15 protein-coding genes, 10 tRNA genes, 1 rRNA gene and 3 pseudogenes are annotated in these 21,012 nt (G+C 46.4%); 22 read left to right on the forward strand and 7 right to left on the reverse strand.

The window, feature by feature from the left end:
- The 12 genes from rrf to rocF all read left to right on the forward strand — a co-directional run.
- Positions 1-107: ribosomal RNA gene (rrf, locus tag D479_RS08435) — 5S ribosomal RNA — on the forward strand; the annotation flags it as partial.
- Between the two features lie 46 nt (positions 108-153).
- Positions 154-228, forward strand: a tRNA-Asn gene (locus D479_RS08440).
- A 3-nt stretch (positions 229-231) separates the two neighbouring features.
- Positions 232-303: transfer RNA gene (locus tag D479_RS08445), tRNA-Thr, on the forward strand.
- 17 nt (positions 304-320) lie between these two features.
- Positions 321-395: transfer RNA gene (locus D479_RS08450), tRNA-Glu, on the forward strand.
- A 3-nt stretch (positions 396-398) separates the two neighbouring features.
- Positions 399-474 (forward strand) — tRNA-Val (locus D479_RS08455).
- Between the two features lie 13 nt (positions 475-487).
- Positions 488-563 (forward strand) — tRNA-Thr (locus D479_RS08460).
- Positions 564-576: 13 nt separating this feature from the next.
- Positions 577-662: transfer RNA gene (locus D479_RS08465), tRNA-Tyr, on the forward strand.
- Positions 663-774: 112 nt separating this feature from the next.
- A tRNA-Gln gene (locus D479_RS08470) sits at positions 775-849 on the forward strand.
- Positions 850-915: 66 nt separating this feature from the next.
- Positions 916-988 (forward strand) — tRNA-Lys (locus D479_RS08475).
- 9 nt (positions 989-997) lie between these two features.
- A tRNA-Gly gene (locus tag D479_RS08480) sits at positions 998-1,072 on the forward strand.
- 7 nt (positions 1,073-1,079) lie between these two features.
- A tRNA-Ala gene (locus D479_RS08485) sits at positions 1,080-1,155 on the forward strand.
- A gap of 226 nt (positions 1,156-1,381) precedes the next feature.
- Positions 1,382-2,284 carry an arginase gene (rocF, locus tag D479_RS08490; RefSeq protein ID WP_008635808.1) on the forward strand — a complete coding sequence of 301 codons (903 nt, stop codon included), beginning with the start codon at positions 1,382-1,384 and terminating at the stop codon, positions 2,282-2,284.
- A gap of 12 nt (positions 2,285-2,296) precedes the next feature.
- Here rocF and D479_RS08495 read toward each other — a convergent pair whose 3' ends face one another.
- Entirely contained in the window at positions 2,297-2,494 is a 198-nt protein-coding gene (locus D479_RS08495) for an aspartyl-phosphate phosphatase Spo0E family protein (RefSeq protein ID WP_008635809.1), read from the reverse strand.
- A 155-nt stretch (positions 2,495-2,649) separates the two neighbouring features.
- On the opposite strand from D479_RS08495, the gene sigW reads away from it, so the two are divergent.
- The 6 genes from sigW to glmS all read left to right on the forward strand — a co-directional run bounded on the left by sigW (position 2,650) and on the right by glmS (position 9,530).
- Complete coding sequence (gene sigW, locus D479_RS08500) at positions 2,650-3,213, forward strand: RNA polymerase sigma factor SigW (protein ID WP_008635810.1); 564 nt, start codon at positions 2,650-2,652, stop codon at positions 3,211-3,213.
- 15 nt (positions 3,214-3,228) lie between these two features.
- Positions 3,229-3,888, forward strand: a complete 660-nt coding sequence (locus D479_RS08505; RefSeq protein ID WP_008635811.1) for an anti-sigma factor — start codon at positions 3,229-3,231, stop codon at positions 3,886-3,888.
- Between the two features lie 149 nt (positions 3,889-4,037).
- Entirely contained in the window at positions 4,038-4,850 is an 813-nt protein-coding gene (cdaA, locus tag D479_RS08510; RefSeq protein ID WP_008635812.1) for a diadenylate cyclase CdaA, read from the forward strand.
- Positions 4,843-5,817 carry a CdaR family protein gene (locus D479_RS08515; RefSeq protein WP_008635813.1) on the forward strand — a complete coding sequence of 325 codons (975 nt, stop codon included), beginning with the start codon at positions 4,843-4,845 and terminating at the stop codon, positions 5,815-5,817. The genes cdaA and D479_RS08515 overlap by 8 nt, the downstream gene beginning before the upstream one ends.
- Before the next feature lie 78 nt (positions 5,818-5,895).
- The gene (gene glmM, locus D479_RS08520) at positions 5,896-7,245 is read left to right on the forward strand and encodes a phosphoglucosamine mutase (RefSeq protein WP_008635814.1); all 1,350 of its coding nucleotides are present in this window, start codon (positions 5,896-5,898) and stop codon (positions 7,243-7,245) included.
- A gap of 482 nt (positions 7,246-7,727) precedes the next feature.
- Positions 7,728-9,530: a glutamine--fructose-6-phosphate transaminase (isomerizing) gene (gene glmS, locus D479_RS08525; RefSeq protein WP_008635816.1), complete on the forward strand. Its 1,803-nt coding sequence runs from the start codon at positions 7,728-7,730 to the stop codon at positions 9,528-9,530.
- A gap of 39 nt (positions 9,531-9,569) precedes the next feature.
- On the opposite strand, the gene D479_RS08530 is transcribed toward glmS, so the two are convergent.
- On the reverse strand, positions 9,570-10,724 hold the full coding sequence (locus tag D479_RS08530; protein ID WP_008635818.1) for an FtsW/RodA/SpoVE family cell cycle protein: 1,155 nt from the start codon (positions 10,722-10,724) through the stop codon (positions 9,570-9,572).
- A gap of 188 nt (positions 10,725-10,912) precedes the next feature.
- On the reverse strand, positions 10,913-11,203 hold the full coding sequence (locus D479_RS08535) for a hypothetical protein (protein WP_008635821.1): 291 nt from the start codon (positions 11,201-11,203) through the stop codon (positions 10,913-10,915).
- A 186-nt stretch (positions 11,204-11,389) separates the two neighbouring features.
- Between D479_RS08535 and trxB the strand changes: the two are divergent.
- Both trxB and D479_RS19885 read left to right on the forward strand, forming a co-directional pair.
- A pseudogene (gene trxB / locus D479_RS08540) lies at positions 11,390-12,371 on the forward strand (thioredoxin-disulfide reductase).
- A gap of 47 nt (positions 12,372-12,418) precedes the next feature.
- Positions 12,419-13,219: an AraC family transcriptional regulator gene (locus D479_RS19885; protein ID WP_051989391.1), complete on the forward strand. Its 801-nt coding sequence runs from the start codon at positions 12,419-12,421 to the stop codon at positions 13,217-13,219.
- On the opposite strand, the gene D479_RS08550 is transcribed toward D479_RS19885, so the two are convergent.
- The 3 genes and pseudogenes from D479_RS08550 to D479_RS08560 all read right to left on the reverse strand — a co-directional run bounded on the left by D479_RS08550 (position 13,157) and on the right by D479_RS08560 (position 16,813).
- Positions 13,157-14,392 carry an MFS transporter gene (locus D479_RS08550; protein WP_008635824.1) on the reverse strand — a complete coding sequence of 412 codons (1,236 nt, stop codon included), beginning with the start codon at positions 14,390-14,392 and terminating at the stop codon, positions 13,157-13,159. The genes D479_RS19885 and D479_RS08550 overlap by 63 nt on opposite strands.
- Before the next feature lie 124 nt (positions 14,393-14,516).
- Positions 14,517-16,063: pseudogene (locus tag D479_RS08555) on the reverse strand (sodium:solute symporter family protein).
- Positions 16,064-16,258: 195 nt separating this feature from the next.
- Positions 16,259-16,813, reverse strand: a complete 555-nt coding sequence (locus D479_RS08560; RefSeq protein ID WP_008635826.1) for a transcriptional regulator — start codon at positions 16,811-16,813, stop codon at positions 16,259-16,261.
- A 479-nt stretch (positions 16,814-17,292) separates the two neighbouring features.
- Between D479_RS08560 and cydD the strand changes: the two genes are divergently transcribed.
- Positions 17,293-19,017: a thiol reductant ABC exporter subunit CydD gene (cydD, locus tag D479_RS08565; RefSeq protein WP_008635827.1), complete on the forward strand. Its 1,725-nt coding sequence runs from the start codon at positions 17,293-17,295 to the stop codon at positions 19,015-19,017.
- Positions 19,017-20,723 (forward strand): thiol reductant ABC exporter subunit CydC, encoded by a 1,707-nt coding sequence (gene cydC / locus D479_RS08570; protein ID WP_008635828.1) that lies wholly within the window; start codon positions 19,017-19,019, stop codon positions 20,721-20,723. Before cydD ends, cydC begins: the two co-directional genes overlap by 1 nt.
- Before the next feature lie 75 nt (positions 20,724-20,798).
- Here cydC and D479_RS20700 read toward each other — a convergent pair.
- A pseudogene (locus tag D479_RS20700) lies at positions 20,799-21,012 on the reverse strand (hypothetical protein); the annotation flags it as partial.

Raw genomic sequence — 21,012 nt, forward strand, 5'->3', positions numbered from 1 at the left:
GTGAAGGCGAAGAGGTCACACCTGTTCCCATGCCGAACACAGCAGTTAAGCTCTTCAGCGCCGATGGTAGTCGGGTAGATCCCCGTGAGAGTAGGACGCTGCCACATCAATTCTCTTTCCTTATTGCTTTATTTGAAAAAGTTTTTCAATTATTCCAACGTAGCTCAGTGGTAGAGCAATCGGCTGTTAACCGATCGGTCGTAGGTTCGAATCCTACCGTTGGAGCCACTTGCTTCCATAGCTCAGTGGTAGAGCACTTCCATGGTAAGGAAGGGGTCGCCGGTTCAAATCCGGCTGGAAGCTCTGTAGAATGTTTTAATGGCCCGTTGGTCAAGCGGTTAAGACACCGCCCTTTCACGGCGGTAACACGGGTTCGAATCCCGTACGGGTCACCACTCGGAGGATTAGCTCAGCTGGGAGAGCACTTGCCTTACAAGCAAGGGGTCGCAGGTTCGAACCCTGCATCCTCCACCATTAACTTTATATCGCCGGCCTAGCTCAACTGGCAGAGCAACTGATTTGTAATCAGTAGGTTGGGGGTTCAAGTCCTCTGGCCGGCACCACTTAATATTTAGTGGAGGGATAGCGAAGTTGGCCAAACGCGGCGGACTGTAAATCCGCTCCCATCGGGTTCGTAGGTTCGAGTCCTACTCCCTCCACCATTTTATTTCTGTGTGATAGTTGCTGATAGCTATTTGTCAGCTTATTTTTATGAAATTAAATAGACATGATGTATAAGATGAAGAAGAACGTTTATACTATTTCTATACTCATTGGGCCATAGCCAAGCGGTAAGGCAACGGTTTTTGGTACCGTCATGCGCTGGTTCGAATCCAGCTGGCCCAGCCATTTTCAATTAGTGTCTTTCGTATAGTAAGATCCTCTACTAATTGTAAGCACACATTTTGACATCATGAGCCATTAGCTCAGCTGGTAGAGCATCTGACTTTTAATCAGAGGGTCGAAGGTTCGAATCCTTCATGGCTCATTCTTATTTGCGGGAGTAGTTCAGTGGTAGAACACCACCTTGCCAAGGTGGGGGTCGCGGGTTCGAATCCCGTCTCCCGCTCCATTTTAAAGGGGCCTTAGCTCAGCTGGGAGAGCGCCTGCTTTGCACGCAGGAGGTCAGCGGTTCGATCCCGCTAGGCTCCACCATTTAAATAGTAAACTAACATGATATTTCATACATAACCTGACAGGTGATTGTCAGGTTTTTTTGTGTGGAGAAACGGGATACCTCTTTTCTTGGATAGACTTGTAAACATGCAGAAGGAACCCCTGATTACCCGGTATATGCGTATATATATACATAATGATGTCTGGTTGAGTCATTGCTGTAAAAACGGATACAATTGGTATAGAGTATAAAGGAGGAGCTTTGATGAATAAACAACTTTCAGTTATTGGTGTTCCGATGGATCTTGGTCAAATGCGCAGAGGTGTGGATATGGGACCCAGCGCCATCCGATACGCAGGAATGATTGAACGGCTGGAGAAATTAAACTACGATATTAAAGATCTCGGGGACATCGAGATTCCTCGTCCGACATATAAACAAGAAGTAAAACAGGATAACTTGAGAAACTTGGATGAAATTACAGAAGGAAGTAAGCGTTTGGCTTCGGAAGTAGATGAGGTAATTAAAGGGGAGCGCTTCCCACTCGTGCTGGGTGGCGATCATAGTATAGCGATGGGCACACTGGCGGGCGTGGCAAAGCATTATGAGAACCTTGGTGTCATCTGGTACGATGCACACGGTGACCTTAATACAGCGGATAGTTCCCCATCCGGAAATATTCACGGTATGCCGCTGGCAGTGAGTCTTGGTATCGGTCATGAAAAGCTGACAGGTATCCACGGGTATGAGCCTAAGATCAAGCCGGAAAACATCGTTATCATCGGAGCTCGTTCCCTTGATGAAGGAGAGCGTGTATTAATTAAAGAAAAAGGAATCAAGGTGTACACGATGCACGAAGTGGATCGAATGGGCATGACAAAAGTGATGGAAGAAACAATAGAATACCTGCAGGATCGTACGGATGGTGTCCATTTGAGTTTGGATTTGGATGGATTGGACCCAAATGATGCACCAGGTGTAGGTACTCCGGTTATCGGTGGGTTGAGCTACAGGGAGAGCCACTTAGCTATGGAAATGCTGCATCAATCGAGTATGATTACGTCTGCAGAGTTTGTGGAGGTCAACCCAATTTTAGATGAAAAAAATAAAACCGCTAGCGTAGCGGTAGGGTTGATGGGATCTCTATTTGGTGAAAGCTTAAAGTAACATACATTATCCTTAACAGTAGCTGGCCTTCTTTAAGGCTGGCTGCTGTTTTTTATTATGGAGCAGTTCATACTCGTTAAGTAGATGATCGAGCTGCACGCTGACACGCACAACCTCTGGAGAGCTTAATTGATGGGAACGGGCAAGGCGTGTCATTTCCAGGCGGCAGGCTTCAATTTCCTCTGTCAGAGCGGTCAAACGCTTTATCATTATTTGTCCTCCTAAATTTTTTACATTTACAGCTTTATAACCGATAGTAAAAAAAGTTAAACTTATATTAGACAAAAAAATGTATTTTTTTTGAAACTTTAGGGCGAGGTCATCCGTAAAGGGTATCGACCGCAGATGCAGCGGAGGTATAGTAGATGGAAACCATGATCAAACAGAAAATAAAACAGGTGAAAAAGGGCGATCAGGCAGCTTTTGAAGATATCGTATCTTTTTACCAGAACAAAGTGTATCACATATGTCTCAGGATGATAGGGAATTCTTATGAAGCGGAAGATTTGGCACAGGAAGCATTCATACGTGCTTACACCAATATTCATAAATTTGATGAGAACCGTAAATTTTCGACATGGCTCTATCGAATTGCTACGAACTTATCCATTGACCGCATCCGTAAGAAAAAACCCGATTACCATCTCGATGCCGAAGTGAGGGGAACGGATGGACTGGATATGTACTCCCAGCTTGCCGCTGATCAGGCGCTGCCTGAAGAAGAGGTGGAGACTATGGAGCTTCAATCCTACATCCACAAAGAAATACTTGCACTGCCTCCGAAGTATAGAAGTGTCATTGTCCTGCGTTATCTTGATGAGATGGCGCTCCAGGAAATTGCAGAAGTATTGGATATTCCTGTAGGAACAGTGAAGACAAGGGTCCATCGGGGTAGAGAAGCGTTACGTAAGAAGCTTCGACATGTGTGAAGGAGTTGAGAGGGAATGAGTTGTAATAAAGAAGCAGTGCTACTCATGCATCAGTATCTGGATGGAGAATTAAATAAAGAAGATGAACGACGACTGAGAGACCATCTGCAGGGCTGCGAAGCTTGTCAGCATCACTTTCATGAATTGAAGAAGACAACGACGTTGATACAGAACAGTACACCGGTTTCTGCTCCTCCAAGGTTTACTGCGAATGTCATGGCGAACCTTCCAAAAGAGAAGAAGCGGAAAGGATACTTGCGGAAACTCCAGCAGCATCCTATTTTAACGGCTGCTGCCGTGTTTTTCCTTCTGATGTTCAGCGGGATCTTTACGGCATGGAATCAGGATCAGCAAGTAACCGTGTCCAAGCAGGAGAACTTGGAGATTCGTGATCAAACCGTGATCGTACCAGAAGGAGTAACCGTAGACGGGGACCTCGTTGTGCGAAATGGAGATCTGCAGATAGATGGAAAGATTAACGGCGATGTAACAATCATCAATGGAGACATTCTCGAGGGAAATCCGAAAGGGAAAGTTGATTCCGGGTTGGATTCCAATAATCTGCGTGCGTACTCTGGAGAACTGACAGAAGTCAATCAGGTGTATGAGTGGGTTTGGTACCACACGAAAGAAACGGTGGAAGATATTTTCTCATTTAATTCTGATGAGCAGTGAGACAGCATGACACCAGTCATGCTGTTTTTTATAGGTGTGGAAAAGTCGCTGGTCACGACGGGATTATATATTAGCAAAAAGTTATGTGATATAATGGGAACCGTGAAAAAATTTAAAAAGCTTTATCTTATATAAAAGGAAGTGTAGGCATGCTTGATGGGGGATTAGATGTGTTAGATTACCTTCTGATTACTGTTGATATCGCCCTTGTCTGGTTTGTTGTATATAAATTAATCATGCTGATTCAGGGGACGAAGGCTGTTCAGTTGTTGAAAGGGATCTTCGTTGTCCTTGGAATCTGGTTGCTGAGTAATTTATTTGGGCTTACCACGTTAAGATGGTTGATGTCGCAGGCAATTACATGGGGATTCCTGGCTATAATCATACTGTTCCAGCCGGAATTGAGAAGAGCATTGGAGCAGCTCGGCCGCGGCAGTTTCTTCAGTCGGAATAATTCAGAAGAAGAAGACGCGGAGAAGACGCTGCAGGCGATTATCAAGTCATGTAATTACATGGCAAAACGTAGAATTGGTGCCTTGATTACTATTGAAAGAGACACGGGGATGAACGATTATGTGGAGACAGGTATTCGTGTCGGCGGTCACTTGTCGAGCGAGTTGTTAACCAACATATTTATTCCTAACACTCCGCTTCATGACGGAGCGGTCATACTTAAAAGCAATGAGATCGTTGCCGCTGCCTGTTATCTTCCATTGTCGGAGAGTCCATTCATCTCCAAAGAGCTTGGAACGAGACACCGCGCGGCGATGGGAATCTCTGAAGTGACCGATGCACTTACAATCGTCGTATCGGAAGAAACAGGGGCTATATCCTGCACCAAAAACGGTGAACTGCACCGTGACCTCGATCAGGTCAAACTGGAAGAGATATTACGAACAGAATTGGATCATTCATCCCCCGCGGTGAAAAGCTGGAACTGGAGGGGGAAAAAGAATGGATAATTGGCTGAAAAGTGTCTGGTTTATCCGGATTATTTCGTTGATTCTGGCCGTGCTGCTTTGGGTGACAGTCAATGTCGAAAGTAACATGGATTCTGATTCTCTTTTCTTTAATCAGACATCGTCGGATATGAAAGTGATGGATGACGTACCACTGGAGATCCGGTTTGATAGTGAAGAGTATGTAGTCAGCGGCCTGCCTCAGGAAGTCTCTGTTAGGGTGGAAGGTCCTGCAGGAGCAGTTGCTCCCGTCGAAAGACAGAGGAACTTCACTGTCTTTGCAGATTTAAACGGTCTTGGTCCAGGTACGCATGAAGTTTCTCTTCAACATTCCGGTATTTCAAATCAGTTGGCTGTAACGCTGGATCCGAAGATGATAGAAGTGACCATTGAAGAGAAGGCTACCGAAGATTATGAGGTCAATGTCGATTACATTAATGAACGTGAGATGAACCCGGGCTTGGAAATTGGAGAAGCGGAAGTCGATCCTGCTGCTGTCTCCATTACCGGTGCCTCTTCCGTCATGGAAAGAGTCGCTTCCGTTAAAGCAATTATAGACGTGGGAGACGCTTCTGAGACTATTGAAAATCAGGAAGCTCCTGTTAAAGTGTATGACAACCAAGGAAATGAATTGAATGTCCTTGTCGAACCGACGACAGTTAATGTGACCGTGCCGATTGCAAAACGGCAGAAAGAGGTCGGTGTGAATGTCGTTCCAGAGGGCGAAGCGCCGGATGGTGTCGTGGTTAATTCTGTTACGACAGAGACAGAGACCGTTACCGTTTCCGGTTCAAAAGAGGCGTTGGACAGCATGGAAGAACTGCCGGACATTCCAGTGGATGTGTCTGATATTACAGAGGACGATACTGTTGAAGTAGAAATCCCGGTACCTGAAGGGGTGACAGAGGTCAGCCCCGGGAATCTGGAAGTTCAGGTGGATGTGGATACTTCAACAGACTCGGGCGACTGAAGCTCTGAAAGCATGAGTAAAAGAAAAATAATTCGTAGAAAATAAAGAATCGGTAAGAATAGAAAGAGGGGTCTTGAAATGGGTAAATATTTTGGTACGGACGGCGTCCGCGGCGTCGCCAACAAAGAGTTGACGCCTGAGCTGGCTTTTAAATTGGGGCGTTACGGTGGATATGTAGTGACGAAAGGTGCGGAGAGGCCGAAAGTGTTGATCGGCCGTGATACAAGGATTTCAGGAGAAATGCTGGAAGGGGCGCTTGCGGCAGGTTTACTATCCATTGGAGCGGAAGTCATGCGTCTCGGTGTCATTTCTACACCAGGTGTCGCTTACTTGACGAGGGCACTTCAAGCGGAAGCGGGAATCATGATTTCTGCTTCTCACAACCCTGTACAGGATAACGGAATCAAGTTCTTCGGTCCGGACGGCTTCAAGCTGACGGATGACCAGGAGAAAGAAATTGAAGCATTGATAGATGCGGAAGAGGACAACCTCCCACGTCCTTCTGGTGCAGACCTTGGACAAATCAATGATTACTTTGAAGGTGGACAGAAATATTTGCAGCATTTGAAACAGACGGTGGACTATGATTTTGATGGTCTTCACATTGCGCTGGATTGCGCTCACGGAGCTACGTCTTCGCTTGCGTCCCACTTGTTCGCGGACTTGGAAGCAGACATCACGTCCATCGGTTCGTCCCCGGACGGTCTGAACATTAACGAAGGTGTCGGATCGACTCATCCGGAACTGCTTCAGGACCTGGTCAAAGAAAAGAAAGCGGATGTGGGACTGGCTTTCGATGGAGACGGTGATCGTTTGATTGCAGTCGATGAGAAAGGGAATATCGTAGATGGCGACCGTATCATGTACATATGTGCTAAACATATGAATGGAAATGGAACGCTTAACCATTCCACTGTCGTATCCACGGTCATGAGTAACCTTGGTTTCTACAAAGCTGTAGAAGCAAATGGTATGAAGAGTGACAAGACGGCAGTAGGCGACCGTTATGTCATGGAGGAGATGCGTCGCGGCGGCTATAACCTTGGAGGTGAACAATCCGGTCATATCATCTTCCTTGATCATATAACTACCGGTGACGGAATGCTTTCTGCACTTCAATTGGTCAACGTTATGAAAGAAACAGGCAAGCCTCTTTCTGAGCTTGCTGGTGAAATGGAACAGTTCCCGCAAGTATTGAAAAACGTACGAGTTATCGACAAGAACCGTGTTCAGACCCATCCGCGTATTCAAGACGCTATTCAAGCTGTAGAAGAAGAGATGGGCGGCAGCGGCCGCGTACTTGTAAGGCCTTCAGGTACGGAACCACTTGTCCGGATCATGGTTGAGGCACCGACGGAAGAACAATGTGAAACATATGTAGACAGAGTAGTCCAAGTCGTTCAAGAAGAACTTGGAATGGAAGAGTAAGATGAATGATGCGCAGGTTTCACAATGGTGGAGCCTGCGCATATGTTATTACAGAGAACTTACATTTCTGTAACGGTCTAATAATTATATTGACCAATTGATGTTCTCTCAGGTAAAATGAACGAAGTCCTTGAATTTTGAAAAAAAGTAGGGGAATACCCAATTCCTGGACGTCCGAATTTAGAGATAGATAAGGAGGATTGTCAGGTTGAGAATCACAATAAAGCGCCAGGACTGTGTAGGACGAACGAAGCAAACACAGTTGACGAGGTGGAGGTTCATCGATGTTTCGGCGGATGCCTCCCGGTTGCGTACTTCGACCGTCTGTTTCCGTGTAAACCGTAGAGGTGACTCTTCGAACAACACATGGGAACCAAGTACATCATAAAAAAACAATGATCGGGAGAGGGGCAGCGAATCGCCCCTTGGATTATAGACGGCATATTCGTTGCCCTTCTTCTTTTTATAGGAGGATAACAATTATGTGTGGAATTGTAGGATATATTGGACAAGAAGATACGAAGGAAATTCTTTTGACTGGTCTTGAGAAGCTTGAGTACCGCGGATATGACTCTGCTGGTATCGCTACTTTAAATAATGATGGTGTGGAAGTGACGAAGGTGAAAGGCCGTATCGCTGCGTTGAGAGAAGCAGTCGACGGAGATGTGAAGGCGACAATGGGGATCGGGCATACGCGTTGGGCGACACACGGTGCGCCAAGCGTAGAGAACGCACACCCTCACCAAAGTACTTCCGGCCGTTTTACTATTGTACACAACGGTGTCATCGAGAACTATGTGGAAGTCCGCGATGAATACTTGACGGATGTTGAGTTGAAGAGTGAGACCGATACTGAAATCATCGTACAATTGATCGAAGTGCTGTATAACGACATGAAAGACGTAGCAGCTGCTTTCCGTAAAGCGGTTGAACTGCTCACAGGTTCTTATGCAGTAGCGATGATCGATCGTGAGAATGAAGATACCATTTACGTAGCGAAGAACAAGAGCCCGCTTCTAGTCGGTCTTGGTGAAGGCTTCAATGTCGTAGCCAGTGACTCCATGGCTGCTTTGCATGTGACGAATGAATTCATGGAATTGATGGATAAAGAAACAGTTATTCTTCACCGCGGCGGTGTAGAAATCCAGAAGCTTGACGGCTCTACTGTTTCCCGTGAATCATTTACAGCAGAATTGGATGCTACAGACATCGAAAAAGGTACTTATCCTCACTTCATGTTGAAAGAGATCGATGAGCAGCCTTTCGTAATCCGTAAAATCATCCAGGAATACCAGAACGAAAATGATGAAATCAAATTGGATCCGGAAATCCGCGGGGCAATGAAAGCATGTGACCGCATTTATATCATTGCTGCGGGTACCAGCTATCATGCCGGTCTCCTTGGAAAAGAATTCATCGAGAAATTGGCCAACATTCCGGTAGAGGTACATGTAGCGAGTGAATTCTCCTATAACATGCCGCTTCTATCAGAAAAACCGTTGTTCATTTTCATTTCTCAATCTGGAGAAACAGCAGACAGTCGTTCTGTCCTTGTCCAAACGAAGAAACTTGGTCATCCGGCGTTGACGGTTACAAACGTCCCTGGATCCACCCTTTCCCGTGAAGCGGATTATACCCTGCATTTACATGCAGGTCCTGAGATTGCCGTTGCATCAACGAAAGCATATACGGCACAAATGGCTGTCCTTGCTATCCTTGCCGTGGATACTGCCCGTGCGAAAGGATTGAAGCTTGATTTCGATCCGATGCAGGAGCTTGGTATCGTAGCTAACACAATGGAGGCATTGACAGAGCAGAAAGAGAAGATGGAAGAATTAGCTCGTGATTACCTTGCGACAACGCGTAACTGTTTCTTCATCGGCCGTGGTTTGGATTACCACGTAGGCTTGGAAGGGTCCTTGAAATTGAAAGAGATTTCTTACATCCAGGCGGAAGGTTTTGCAGGTGGAGAGTTGAAGCACGGTACCATTGCTTTAATTGAAGAAGGTACACCGGTTATCGCATTGGCTACCCAGGAGAACGTGAACCTTTCCATCCGTGGTAACGTTCAGGAAGTAGAAGCACGTGGGGCTAACAGCATGATTATCAGTATGAAGGGCTTGGATAAATCCGGCGATGCATTCGTCATCCCGCATGTCCACGAATTACTGACACCACTTGTGTCTGTAATCCCGATGCAGCTGATTTCTTACTATGCTGCTTTACACCGTGATTGTGACGTTGATAAACCGCGTAATCTTGCGAAGAGTGTAACAGTAGAATAAAACAAAAAGCTTCGGAAGCATTTGCTTCCGAAGCTTTTTTTAATCTCCAAACATATAGGTTCGATGGTGGTACGATATAGAAAATGCAACACCTAGTGCAATCAGATTCCCAAGCAGGGCACTACCTCCATAACTGATGAATGGAAGCGGGATACCCGTAATCGGCAGGAGCTGCACGCTCATTCCGATGTTTTGGAATACGTGAAAGGCAATCATAGCAATGATACCGACCATGACGTAGGAACTATAGTTGCTGTTGGCGCGGAACGCAATCGTCGTGAATCTATAGATCAGGAAAAAGAACAGAATGATGACGATACAAGAACCGAGAAAACCGTATTCTTCTGCAATAATACTGAAAATGAAATCCGTCTGTGATTCCGGCAGATATACTTCCCGTTCTCCAAATCCCTTTCCATACAACTGACCGGAACCGATTGCCCTCATCGCTTTGACGAGCTGGTAACCGGTTGAATCTTCGTATTTCGTAGGTTGGAACCAGGAATAAATCCTTCCCAACTGGTATGATTTTACTCCTAAGTATTTGTCCAAGATCTGTGGTGCCTGCAGAGCGAGCCAGATCAACGTCGTTCCCAGTGCAGCAATGGATCCGAAAATAGGAAGAATGATTTTCCATTGAATGCCGGAAATAAGAATAAATCCGGACAAGATGGCGATGAACACAAGGCCTGTCCCTAAATCGGGCTGCTGCATGATCAACAGTAATGGAAGACCTGTCGTCGCAACGAGCTTCAGCAGGAGAATACCATCACTTTTTAATGTAGATACACGGTGTATTTGGTTGTGGTTGACGGCGACTCTGCCGAGGGCAAGAATCGTAAAGATCTTCATCAGCTCGGCCGGCTGCATCGATCCTAAACCAGGAAGAACAAACCAGCTTTTTTGTCCTTTGATCACGGGTGCGATTGATGGAGGAGCAATAACGAGAAGAAACAGCAGGAGCACGCCGAATGCGTATAAATACCAGCTGATGTTCTTGAAATCCTCCGGGTCAGCGAGGAGCATGAAGCCGATAACGACAGCTCCCAGTCCATACCACAGCAATTGTTTAAGGACAAAGTTTTCATTATATTGTCCACTTTGCTGGGCGCTGTATAAGGCGACGATACTGACAACGACAAAACAACAAGCAATAAAGAAGAGCTGCCAATCAAACCTTTCTTCAAACTTCATATTGAGTTATACATCCTCTCGTGTTGACGAAACCAAATCATTCAAAAATATGCATACTGATTTCTATTATAAGCACTTCTTTCCTTTTTGAAAAGTAGGCTCGTTTCTCCTTCCTCTATTATAATTGATAATTTTGTGAAGAGGAGACGCAATAAAAAAAGACAGGACCACATTTCCGGCTCCTGTCTTTAGAAACAAGTGAATGTCTTCTGAACCTTCATATATTGATACAAGGTATGAGCATGTCTGCCTTCCTGCGTTTCCGGTGTTTGAAGTTTTTTTAGTCGTTTCAGAAATGCACGGTCACAAGCGCAGTAGTCTTTTTTTATCCGGTAGCACTCATCGTGCGCTCTGCAGGCGGCATCGACGGCATTGATGGGCTCTCCCGGTCCGCTGCACCCCGGACCGCAGTACCTGTATCCTGGAAAAACGCAAAACCCCGGCTTTCGAATCCTGCGATCTTTTCTTTTTCTTGGCATACTTTTCTCCTCCAAGTCTCGGGTCTTCCTTCCCAGTATATGAAAATAGAGGCGGGATGCATGGTCATTCGTCATTGGTATAAACGGTTGACGGAGGGGTCTTTTCCTTTTCAGATGCATACATTAATTCTGATGAGGTTCATATTGGAATCGTGGACAAAAAGGAAAAGAAGAGGGGGAGCATTCATGACGTATCAAGCAATAATATTAGGCACAGGACCTGCAGGGTTGACCGCTGCCGTCTATTTGGCGAGAGCGAACATGAAGCCGCTTGTCATAGAAGGTCCGGAGCCGGGGGGACAGCTTACCATGACAACGGAAGTGGAAATTTTCCAGGTTCCCGGATGGAATTATGGGACCTGTTCTCATGGACCATATGAGGAAACAGGCGGAACGGTTCGGCGCAACTTTCCAGCAGGGATGGGTTACAAATGTGGAAGTGGATCAGAAGCCGTTTAAGCTGCAAGTGAGCGGAATAGGAGAATTGGAGACAGAGGTATTGATTGTGTCCACAGGCGCTTCTGCCAAGCTGCTTGGAATTCCTGGAGAGAAAGAGAACATCGGTCGAGGGGTCAGTACGTGTGCCACGTGTGACGGTTTCTTTTTCAGAGGCAAGAAGGTACTCATTATCGGCGGGGGGGATTCCGCCATGGAAGAGGCCGCTTTTCTTACGAAATTTGCGGATCACGTCCAAGTCGTTCACCGGCGGGAAGAACTGCGGGCATCGAAGATTATGCAGACCCGGGCGAAAGAGAATGCAAAAGTAACATGGGCGCTGAATAAGACACCGGTGGAGATGATCTCGGACGGGGCCAAAATTACCGGCATGAAAGTGAAGGATAACGAATCAGGCAAGGAGGAAATGATCGAAGCGGACGGAATATTTGTGGCGATCGGACACCATCCTAACACCGATTTCCTGCATGGAAAATTGGATATGGATGAGAAGGGGTATTTGCTGGTTGAGCCTGGAACGACAAAGACGAATGTTCCGGGAATATTCGCATGCGGTGATGTGCAGGATCAGAAATACCGTCAGGCCATAACGGCGGCAGGAACCGGCTGCATGGCGGCCCTTGATGCCGAACGTTTCCTGGAGGCGGAATTACGAGAAACTTCTTGTAATAGGACGGAGGAACCTTCTCGAACCGGAGACTCTTCCACATAAAGAATGATACAATGATGACAGAATGTGGGAGCGGAGGAGGAGCTGTCATGATTGTAGAGAATGCGCATGGGTTATTTCTTCAAAGGTACGACGGATTGGGAGAAAGAAGTTGGAGGAGAGACGATTGTTATAAGTTTGTCTTCTCTCCATATGGGCAGAGCTGCTACCAGACAGAATCGGGCGACTTGGTCATTGATAAAGAGCAGTTTGTCCTGTTTAATCCAACTATGAAACATAAGCAGTGGAAGGCAGAGGAAGAAAAGTTCCTTGTAGAAATCCGTCCTGAATTTTTGATGGAGACCGCTAGAGAGCTTGGCTACCCATCGGAATCCCCGGAATTCGCCGCTCTTTCTTATCGGCAGGAGCCCGTTCATCAGTGGGTATCATTCGTCCGGTCATTTTTGAAGTCGGAGGGGGGAGATTCCAGCTCCCTGTTTGTGGAAAACAGTATGGTGCAGCTTGCCATCCTCCTGCTTAAGTATGGACTTGGCTCTCACCGACATGACGTAGTTTTAACACAAAGCGTTGATCCGTTAAACCGGGTGATGGATGCACTGAAGGAAGGCTACCGCGAGAACTGGACGCTTGGAGATATAGCGGAAGTCGCTCGTATGGATAAATACCAGCTCTCTCATCTATTTAAGCGGGAGAGCGGGGTCTCTCCTTATTCATGGCTTCAGATGTACCGCTTGTTCAGAAGTCAGCAGGATCTGCTTCATACGAAACGATCCGTCTTAACGATAGCAACGGAACACGGGTTCTCAAGCATTGCGGTTTATAATCAATTATTTAGACGTATTTATCATCAGACGCCGACGCAGTTTCGTAAACGGCACGCCTTTACCTAACCACGAAGCCACACATAAAAAGATGATACAGCAGCCACTTATAATCATAAGTGTCTGAATGGACAGGAAAGTCGAGAGCAGTCCAAAGAAGGCAAGGGAAATGGTATTTGCGGCATACAGTAGAACGGCATTTGTACTGAATGCCCTTCCCATCTTGGACTCCGGCACGTATTTCTGCAGTAAACAGACCCGGGAAAGGCTTGCAACAGGAATACCGATGCCGATGAGGATCGTGCCAATGACAAACTGCTCCGGTTTATAGAAAGCGCCGTAATACAAAATACCGGTTCCCCAAACGGCTGCACCGATTACATAGTGGTGCAGCCCCCATTTCTGAATGAATAGCGGGGCGAGAAGATTGGTTATAATGACGACTGCACCGAATACTCCTTGAATTCCGCTGTACCACAGCTCCCCGTCCGGTCCTGCCTCCATAAGGGCGAGCAGCAACCCCACCTGCCATACCCACGTATTCATAAACACCGTATAAAACGTGAAGAAAAAAAGGCTTCGGATAGTCGGCATTCTTCCCGCCCACTTAAGAAAGGACCCGACAGAAGGCGCGATGGAACGGATCGAGAACTTTGTACTTCGCTTTTCTACCATTATGATCTGCGCAAGGCATAGGACACTCCATACATAGGTCAACGCATCTAAACTGAAGAAGTGGACCACTCCCATGGTTTCAATGATGACGATGGATAGAAGAGGCGTCCCTATTGTAACGCCTCTAGTCATGGTGTCGTAAAGGCTGTTGGCGGCAGAACGTTCTTCCTCCTTTGTAATCATAGGCAGGACAGCACGGTGTGCCGGATTGAAGAAACAGCCGATTGACTGGAGAAGAAAGCTGATGATAAGAAGGACGCCGAAGGACAACGCATCTGCATAATGGAGCAGCAGGATGGACGCGACCAAGGGAATACGGAGGAGATCCAGGATGATCAACAGCTTCTTCTTGGGCAGTGCATCCGCTACTGCTCCGCCGATTAATCCGAAAAGTAAATAGGGAGCGGTTTCTGCTACTGCCATGGCTGTCGTATGGGCCGCGGACCCCGTCAGGTCATGGGCAAGAAACAAAAAGGCCATTGCCGCTAAGCTGTCGCCAAGTCGTGATATGCTTCCGCCTAATAAATAAAAACGCACATTTCTGTTTTTCCATAGTATTCGATACATAACTTCACCTCATCTCCATCATAAGAAAGAGTGGAGTGGGCGTCTGTATGTATATTGGTGGGATATGTTCAATATTTCATCAGGTGATATAAAAAAACACCCGGAAACCCGGGTGCTTCTGTTGTTACGCGTTATTTTCTTGTCGTTTGTGTTCCGGCAGGATGAGTGACCGCGGAGCACATTTCTTCTTCGTCAATTCAGAGACGATGAAGATCATAAGGAAGGCCGCGATACATGCTGTCGTACGGAATGGGAAGAGGACGATGCCGTCTTCGATCATCGGGTACGGTAGGAATGCCGGGAGACCTAGTGCTGGCTCTCCGCCTCCAAGACGAAGGAAGAGGGAAACCGCAAAACCGGCGATCGATCCGTAAAGGTTGGCATTCTTATAAAACAATGCCATTGTCAGTTGAGGGAACAAGATTGTGTAAACAAGGTCGGAGGCCAGATACCAGAGAGTGTAGACACTCTTTACGTTCAAGGCGATAATCATGGATCCGACACCAACGATGATGATGGTACGCTTAATGACTTTCTTCAGTTTGTCTGAGTCTGCATTTGGGTTGATCAATGGACGATACACGTTCCAGGATGCCATAGAAGAGGCAGATAGGATCGAGGAGTCCATGGATGACATAACAGCAGCTGCAAGTGCACCAAGTCCGATGGCTGATACCAGTTCAGGAGTCAGATATCGAAGAACGTGCGGCAAAATGACAGATGCGTTTTCAGGCGTTGGGATACCCATGGATGCCCAGTCGATATTGACTCCAACGACACCGATCAACACAGCTGGAATGGCAGCGATGATACAGATGACACCTGCTGTGATGGAAAGCCACATAGCTGTCTTCTCACTTTTAGCGGAAAGGACACGCTGGAAATATACCTGCCAGGCAATTCCACCGAATATAAGCAGCAATGCGTAGTCGATCCAGTTCCAGAAGTAATTGCCCCATTCAGGGTCCTGCCAGCCGTTCAGCGGAGGGAACAGGTTGGCGTAACTTCCGAACTCTGTTTTGTAACCGCTCCATGCGGCATCAAGTCCACCTACATGTCCTAATGTGAAAGGCACGACCAGGATAAGACCGATAAGCAGAATAGCCATTTGGAACACGTCTGTATAAGCAACGGCCCACATACCTCCGGCTACAGTATAAGCGATAGCGATGATACCGGAAAGAATGATAGAGGTAGTGAAGTCGATATTCAGAATGGTTCCAAACGTTGTACCAAGTGCTGTCAGGATAGCGGCACTCCAGAACATCTCACCAAGGAGCGCAGGTAGGTACAGAACACCTGCCATTTTCTTACCAAAACGTTGTTCAAGTGGATCGAGGATGGTCATGAATTCATAACGGCGCATCTTACGGGCATAGAAGATACCACCAATGATCAAACTTAGTGCATAGCCCCAAGGCGCCTGGCCCATACGATTCCGTCGGCATAAGTGGATTCCGCCGTCCCGTTGATGTAACCACCACCGACCCAGGTAGCGGCCATTGTAAACATGGCGACGCCGAGCGGCATGCTGCGGTCAGCGACCATCATGTCTTCGAGAGATCCGGATTTTTTAGTAGCGAAGATAGCACCGATGTAGTAAACGAGGGCATAAAAGGCAATCATGGCGATGAATCCGCCCCATTGGATGTTTTCATTTGTGAAGGCGATGTAGAGGACAAATATACCTAACAGTGTTGCAAGCAAAATAGCCGGTCCGTTCTTAGCCAAGAAGGACTTCGATTGATTTGACGGTTGCAATGATATCACTCCTTGTAGTTTTTTGAATTTTCTGCAAATCACAGCGCGCATACGTCTCCCCTGAAATAACATGTTCTGTTATTTTTGAGAGGCGCATAGAAACAATTATTCTTCAGAATCAATAGGGATGTACTCGAAAATCTCTCCACTTTCTATGGAATCGACTAACTTCAACAGCCATTTATAATAAGGCTTGGATCCTTCCAACTGACGGTGGATCCGCTCTGCTTCAAATCTGGTGTCCTCATCAATATCCGTAGAATTCATGATCATTTCCAGTTCAGCTTGTGCCTTTTTTACGGCATCCATATTGATCTTCGCTTCTCTGATCCATTTTCTTGAGAAGAAATTGGAGAAGAAGTTGAAGAAATCTTTTTCTGCGACAAATGTCTGACGGCGTGTTCCTTTTCGGAATGTCTGCTTGACGATGCTGTAGCTTTGGAGCTTCTTCACTCCTGTGCTCATGCTCGGCTTACTCATTCCGAGTTTCTCACGCATTTCATCGAGGGTCATGTCCTTTTCGAAGTACATCGTTCCATAAAGGGTTCCGGCACTCCGCGTCACGCCATACAAATCCATCGTTTCTGCTATGGAGTCGATGACTAAGGCTTTGGCATTCTCGATGACGTCTCTGGAGTCATCTTCATGATTCTTGGTCATTAAAAACCTCCTCGCCACGCATGCAGTAAAGTTCATTAAATTTTTTCTTTACAAACTTATCTTAACGAATATAATCTGCTTGTCAAAATTTAATCTTTTTTGAATATGTACTGAGCCTTGCTATCCCATAGGTTATACAAGATTCATTTTTATTTTTCCTTTGACAGCAAATTATAAACATGTTAATGTTGAAAATTTGCAAAAAAATAGCTGATAATGTCGAAAAGAATAGGGAATAGTCGAAAAAAGCATGAAAAATCATAAAAAAAGATAAATACTTCCTGTAGAATGACCTCCCATTCCCCCTTTTATTCGTAAAGGGAAAAGAAAGGTATGACAGTGTTTGGAAAAGGGGACGATGATACAGAATTGTCACAAAATCCGGCGCCTTTTCTTTAGAAACCGTCAAAGATATGAATTATAATGTAGATAATGTGAAGTTTTTCACAAAAATGCATATAAGGAGCTAATGAACAGCTATGAAGCAACTAAGCCGTGTAGCTTTTCGTAATAAAGGTGTGCTATGGGCATTGATTGTAACCTCCTTCCTGATCGGGGCAACCATTATTGGTCAATCCTATTTCTTCGTAGCGATTGTCGACCGGATCTTTCTCGGTAACGAAAGCTTCGGGGAGATTGTGCCGCTTCTTGCGGGCTTATTACTGGTGTTGGCAGGACGCACATTCTTCACATGGTGGAACGGAAGAATTGGAGTGAAAATGGCAGCAGATTCGAAACGATATTTTCGCAGGCAGGTGCTGTCTAAGTTCACCAGGAATCCGCTGCAGTCCGCAATGGAAGGTCAATCCGGGCGTAAAGTAAGTGTCCTTTTGGATTCCGTAGATGAAATCGACGGTTATTATAGTAGTTATCTGCCACAAATGATTCAGACGATGATCATTCCTTTTATGATCTTGATTGTTGTATTTGCGGAACATTTATATTCTGGATTGATCATGATCATTACCGCACCGTTTATTCCATTATTTATGGCGATTATCGGCGTGATGACGAAGAAGAAATCGGAAGAACAAATGGAGAAGCTGTCTGCCTTCTCCGGGAAATTCCTCGATACACTGCAGGGTCTTACAACGCTTAAATTGTTTGGACGTTCCAAACAGCAGGTGAAGGAAATTGAAACAAGCAGTCACGGTTTTCGGGATGCCACGATGGAAGTATTGAAGGTGGCGTTTGTATCCTCTTTGATGCTCGAATTTATTTCTATGTTAAGCATTGGACTGATTGCATTGGAAATTGCAATTCGATTGGTCGTTTATGAACAAATATCCTTCTTCTCCAGTTTCTTCATTCTTATACTTGCTCCGGAGTTTTACTTAACATTAAAAGATTTCGGCAGCGCGTTCCATACAGGGAGAGGGAGTGCCGGTGCCGCCAATCAACTGGCTGCGGAACTGGAGAAAGAGGAAGAGGACTTGAACTGGGGAGAAGAAAGGCTGGTCACTGATGCTCCTCCGCCTATAGAGTTCAAAGAGGTCTCTTTTCAATACGGGGAAGGGTTCTCTCTCCAGGACCTTAACTTAAAATTACCGTCAGGAACGCAATTGGCGATCGTGGGAAAGAGTGGCGCAGGAAAGACGACCGCTCTCCATATGTTTGCGGGTCTCGTAAAACCTCAGAAGGGCGAAATTATTGTAAATGGAAAATCATTATTTTCTTATCATGAGGAAGATTGGTTCAGACGTGTCAGTTACATTTCCCAGAATCCGTATCTATTCTCCGGGACAATGGCAGAGAATATCGCAATCGGTGACAACGGTCGTCACTCGATGGAAGAGATCAGGGAAGCGGCGCGTAAGGCCGGTATATCAGATTTAATTGAATCGCTGGATCAAGGGTATGACACTCCTGTTGGAGAGGGAGGGCGCGGCCTTTCCGGCGGGGAAAAACAGAGGCTGGCAATCGCACGGGCTTTTCTGAAGAAACCATCGATCATCTTGTTTGATGAACCGACAACCGGCCTTGACCTAAAGACGGAACGGGTTCTTCAGCATTCCATAGCTGCATTGGCAGAGTACTCTACGATCATTACAGTGGCCCACCGTCTGCACACCATCAAAAACGCTGACCAAATTTTATTTCTTGATAAAGGGGAACAGGTTGGCCTCGGGACCCATGAAGCGCTGCTTCAAGAGGTTCCTGAATATAGACGGATGGTGACTGTACAGAAAGGAGACAGCACGTGATGAAAGAATTGAGAGAAGTCATCCACCTGGTCGTCAAGGAAAAGAGAGACATCGTCTTATCTGTTCTTTTCGGATTTCTTGCCGGAATGTCCGCGGTGGGTCTGTTTGCCTCAAGCGGCTATCTAATTTCCCGTGCAGCACTGATTCCACCGTTGTACGCCTTGACTGTCATGATTGCTTTCTTGAAACTGTTCGGCTTCGCCAGAGCGCTTGGCAGGTATGCAGAGCGGTATTTTTCACACAGGGCTACGTTTACCATATTGAGTAATATCCGTTTGGCATTCTATAAAAGACTGGAGCCTCATGCACCCCGGATTTTTCGGAGATATCGGAGTGGAGACTTATTAGCCAGAATAGTCGGGGACGTTGAAAGCCTGCAGAACTTCTTTCTGCGCGTTTACTATCCGCCGGTCGTCCTTGTGATTATCTTCCTTGCAACGATCGTATTCACGGCTATTTTCAGCTTGCCTGTGGCGCTTGTTCTGTTGGGGGGGCTTGTTGTCACCGGCCTCTTCATCCCGTCCTGGTATGCAGTAAAGCAGCGGAAGTTAGGGAGCCGTGTGCGAACCGCTCGCGGGGCTCTGTCCACTGAAGCGACAGAATTTCTGTATGGATTCCGGGATTTAAAGATTTATCAGCAATTGGAAGGAAGAGAGAACAGCTTGCGTGAGGCAGCGGGAACGTATATTCATGAACAGGAACGGGACGGAAAAGCGATGCTTGCCAGTCTGTCATGGAACACAGGAGTATCCCTTATCGTCTCCTGGGTTGTGCTAGGCGTAGGGGCATATCTTGTTGCCCGAGGGGATCTCAATGGTCTTTTCCTTGCCATGCTTGTCATGATATCGTTGACGGTTTTTGAAAATGCGACACCAATGGCCGTTCTACCTTCGCATCTGGATGACAGCAAGCGTGCAGCGGAACGACTCTTTACCATCACAGAGGAAGAGAGTGTACCTACTACGTCCGAGTTAAACGTTGAATCAGGTGCTCCAGCCATCGAATTTGAACATGTCGATTACACGTTTCCTAATGAAGAAAGAAAGGCTTTATCCGACGTGTCCCTCTCTATTCCGGCCGGATCCAAGACGGCCATCGTCGGAGCAAGTGGGTCGGGGAAGTCTACATTACTGCAGCTTATGCTTCACTTTCAGCTGCCAGATCAGGGGAGTGTAAAAGTGAACGGCGTGCCGATCGAGCAGGTTAAGGAAGAAAGCGTATGGGCGCGGAGTAATGTGGTTCTTCAAGAAAACCACTACTTTTATGGCACAATCGAAGAGAACTTGGCCATTGCAAGGGACGGTTTGACACAGTTGGAGATGAAGCAGGCTTTGAAAGATGTCGGGCTGGATTTTTCTCTTGAACAGGTCGTTCTTGAAAAAGGGGAAAACTTGTCCGGCGGAGAGAAACAGCGTCTTGCAATTGCCAGAGCATTTTTGAAAGGGGAGAAGTGGTGGATGCTTGATGAACCAACCTCTTCCGTTGATGCTTTGACAGAACAATCTATTTATAAGCGTCTCTATCAGAAAGCCGAGCGTGATACGATCATCCTTGTTAGCCATCGTCTGTCCGGCCTGGAGAAGATGGATCAAATCATAGTGATGGACCAGGGTATGGTGATAGAAACAGGGTCTTATGAGACATTAATGAGAAAACGCGGACATTTTTACGAATGGAAGCAGGTAGAGAAGGACATCTTTTTGTAATACCAAAAAACCCCCCTCCGGCTTTGGAAGCGGAGGGGTTTTATAATGGAGATAAGATTCATAGGACGAGATAGGTCAATAATAGTATGGGTACGGGTAGGAATAATAAGGATACGGTGCGTAATAGGGTATAAGCGCGAGGGTAGCGAGTCCGGCCAATGGAAGCAGGACATTTTGGAAGCGGCGGGCTCTCCAATAGCCGTACTGGCGTTCACCGGTGTTGTCCTGCCCCTCATTCCTATCCACATCTTCACTGACAAGCATCGTCACCTGATCCGGAGTGACGTCG

It is taken from the genome of Halobacillus sp. BAB-2008, from assembly GCF_000328325.1.
In the GTDB taxonomy this organism is placed as follows: domain Bacteria; phylum Bacillota; class Bacilli; order Bacillales; family Halobacillaceae; genus Halobacillus.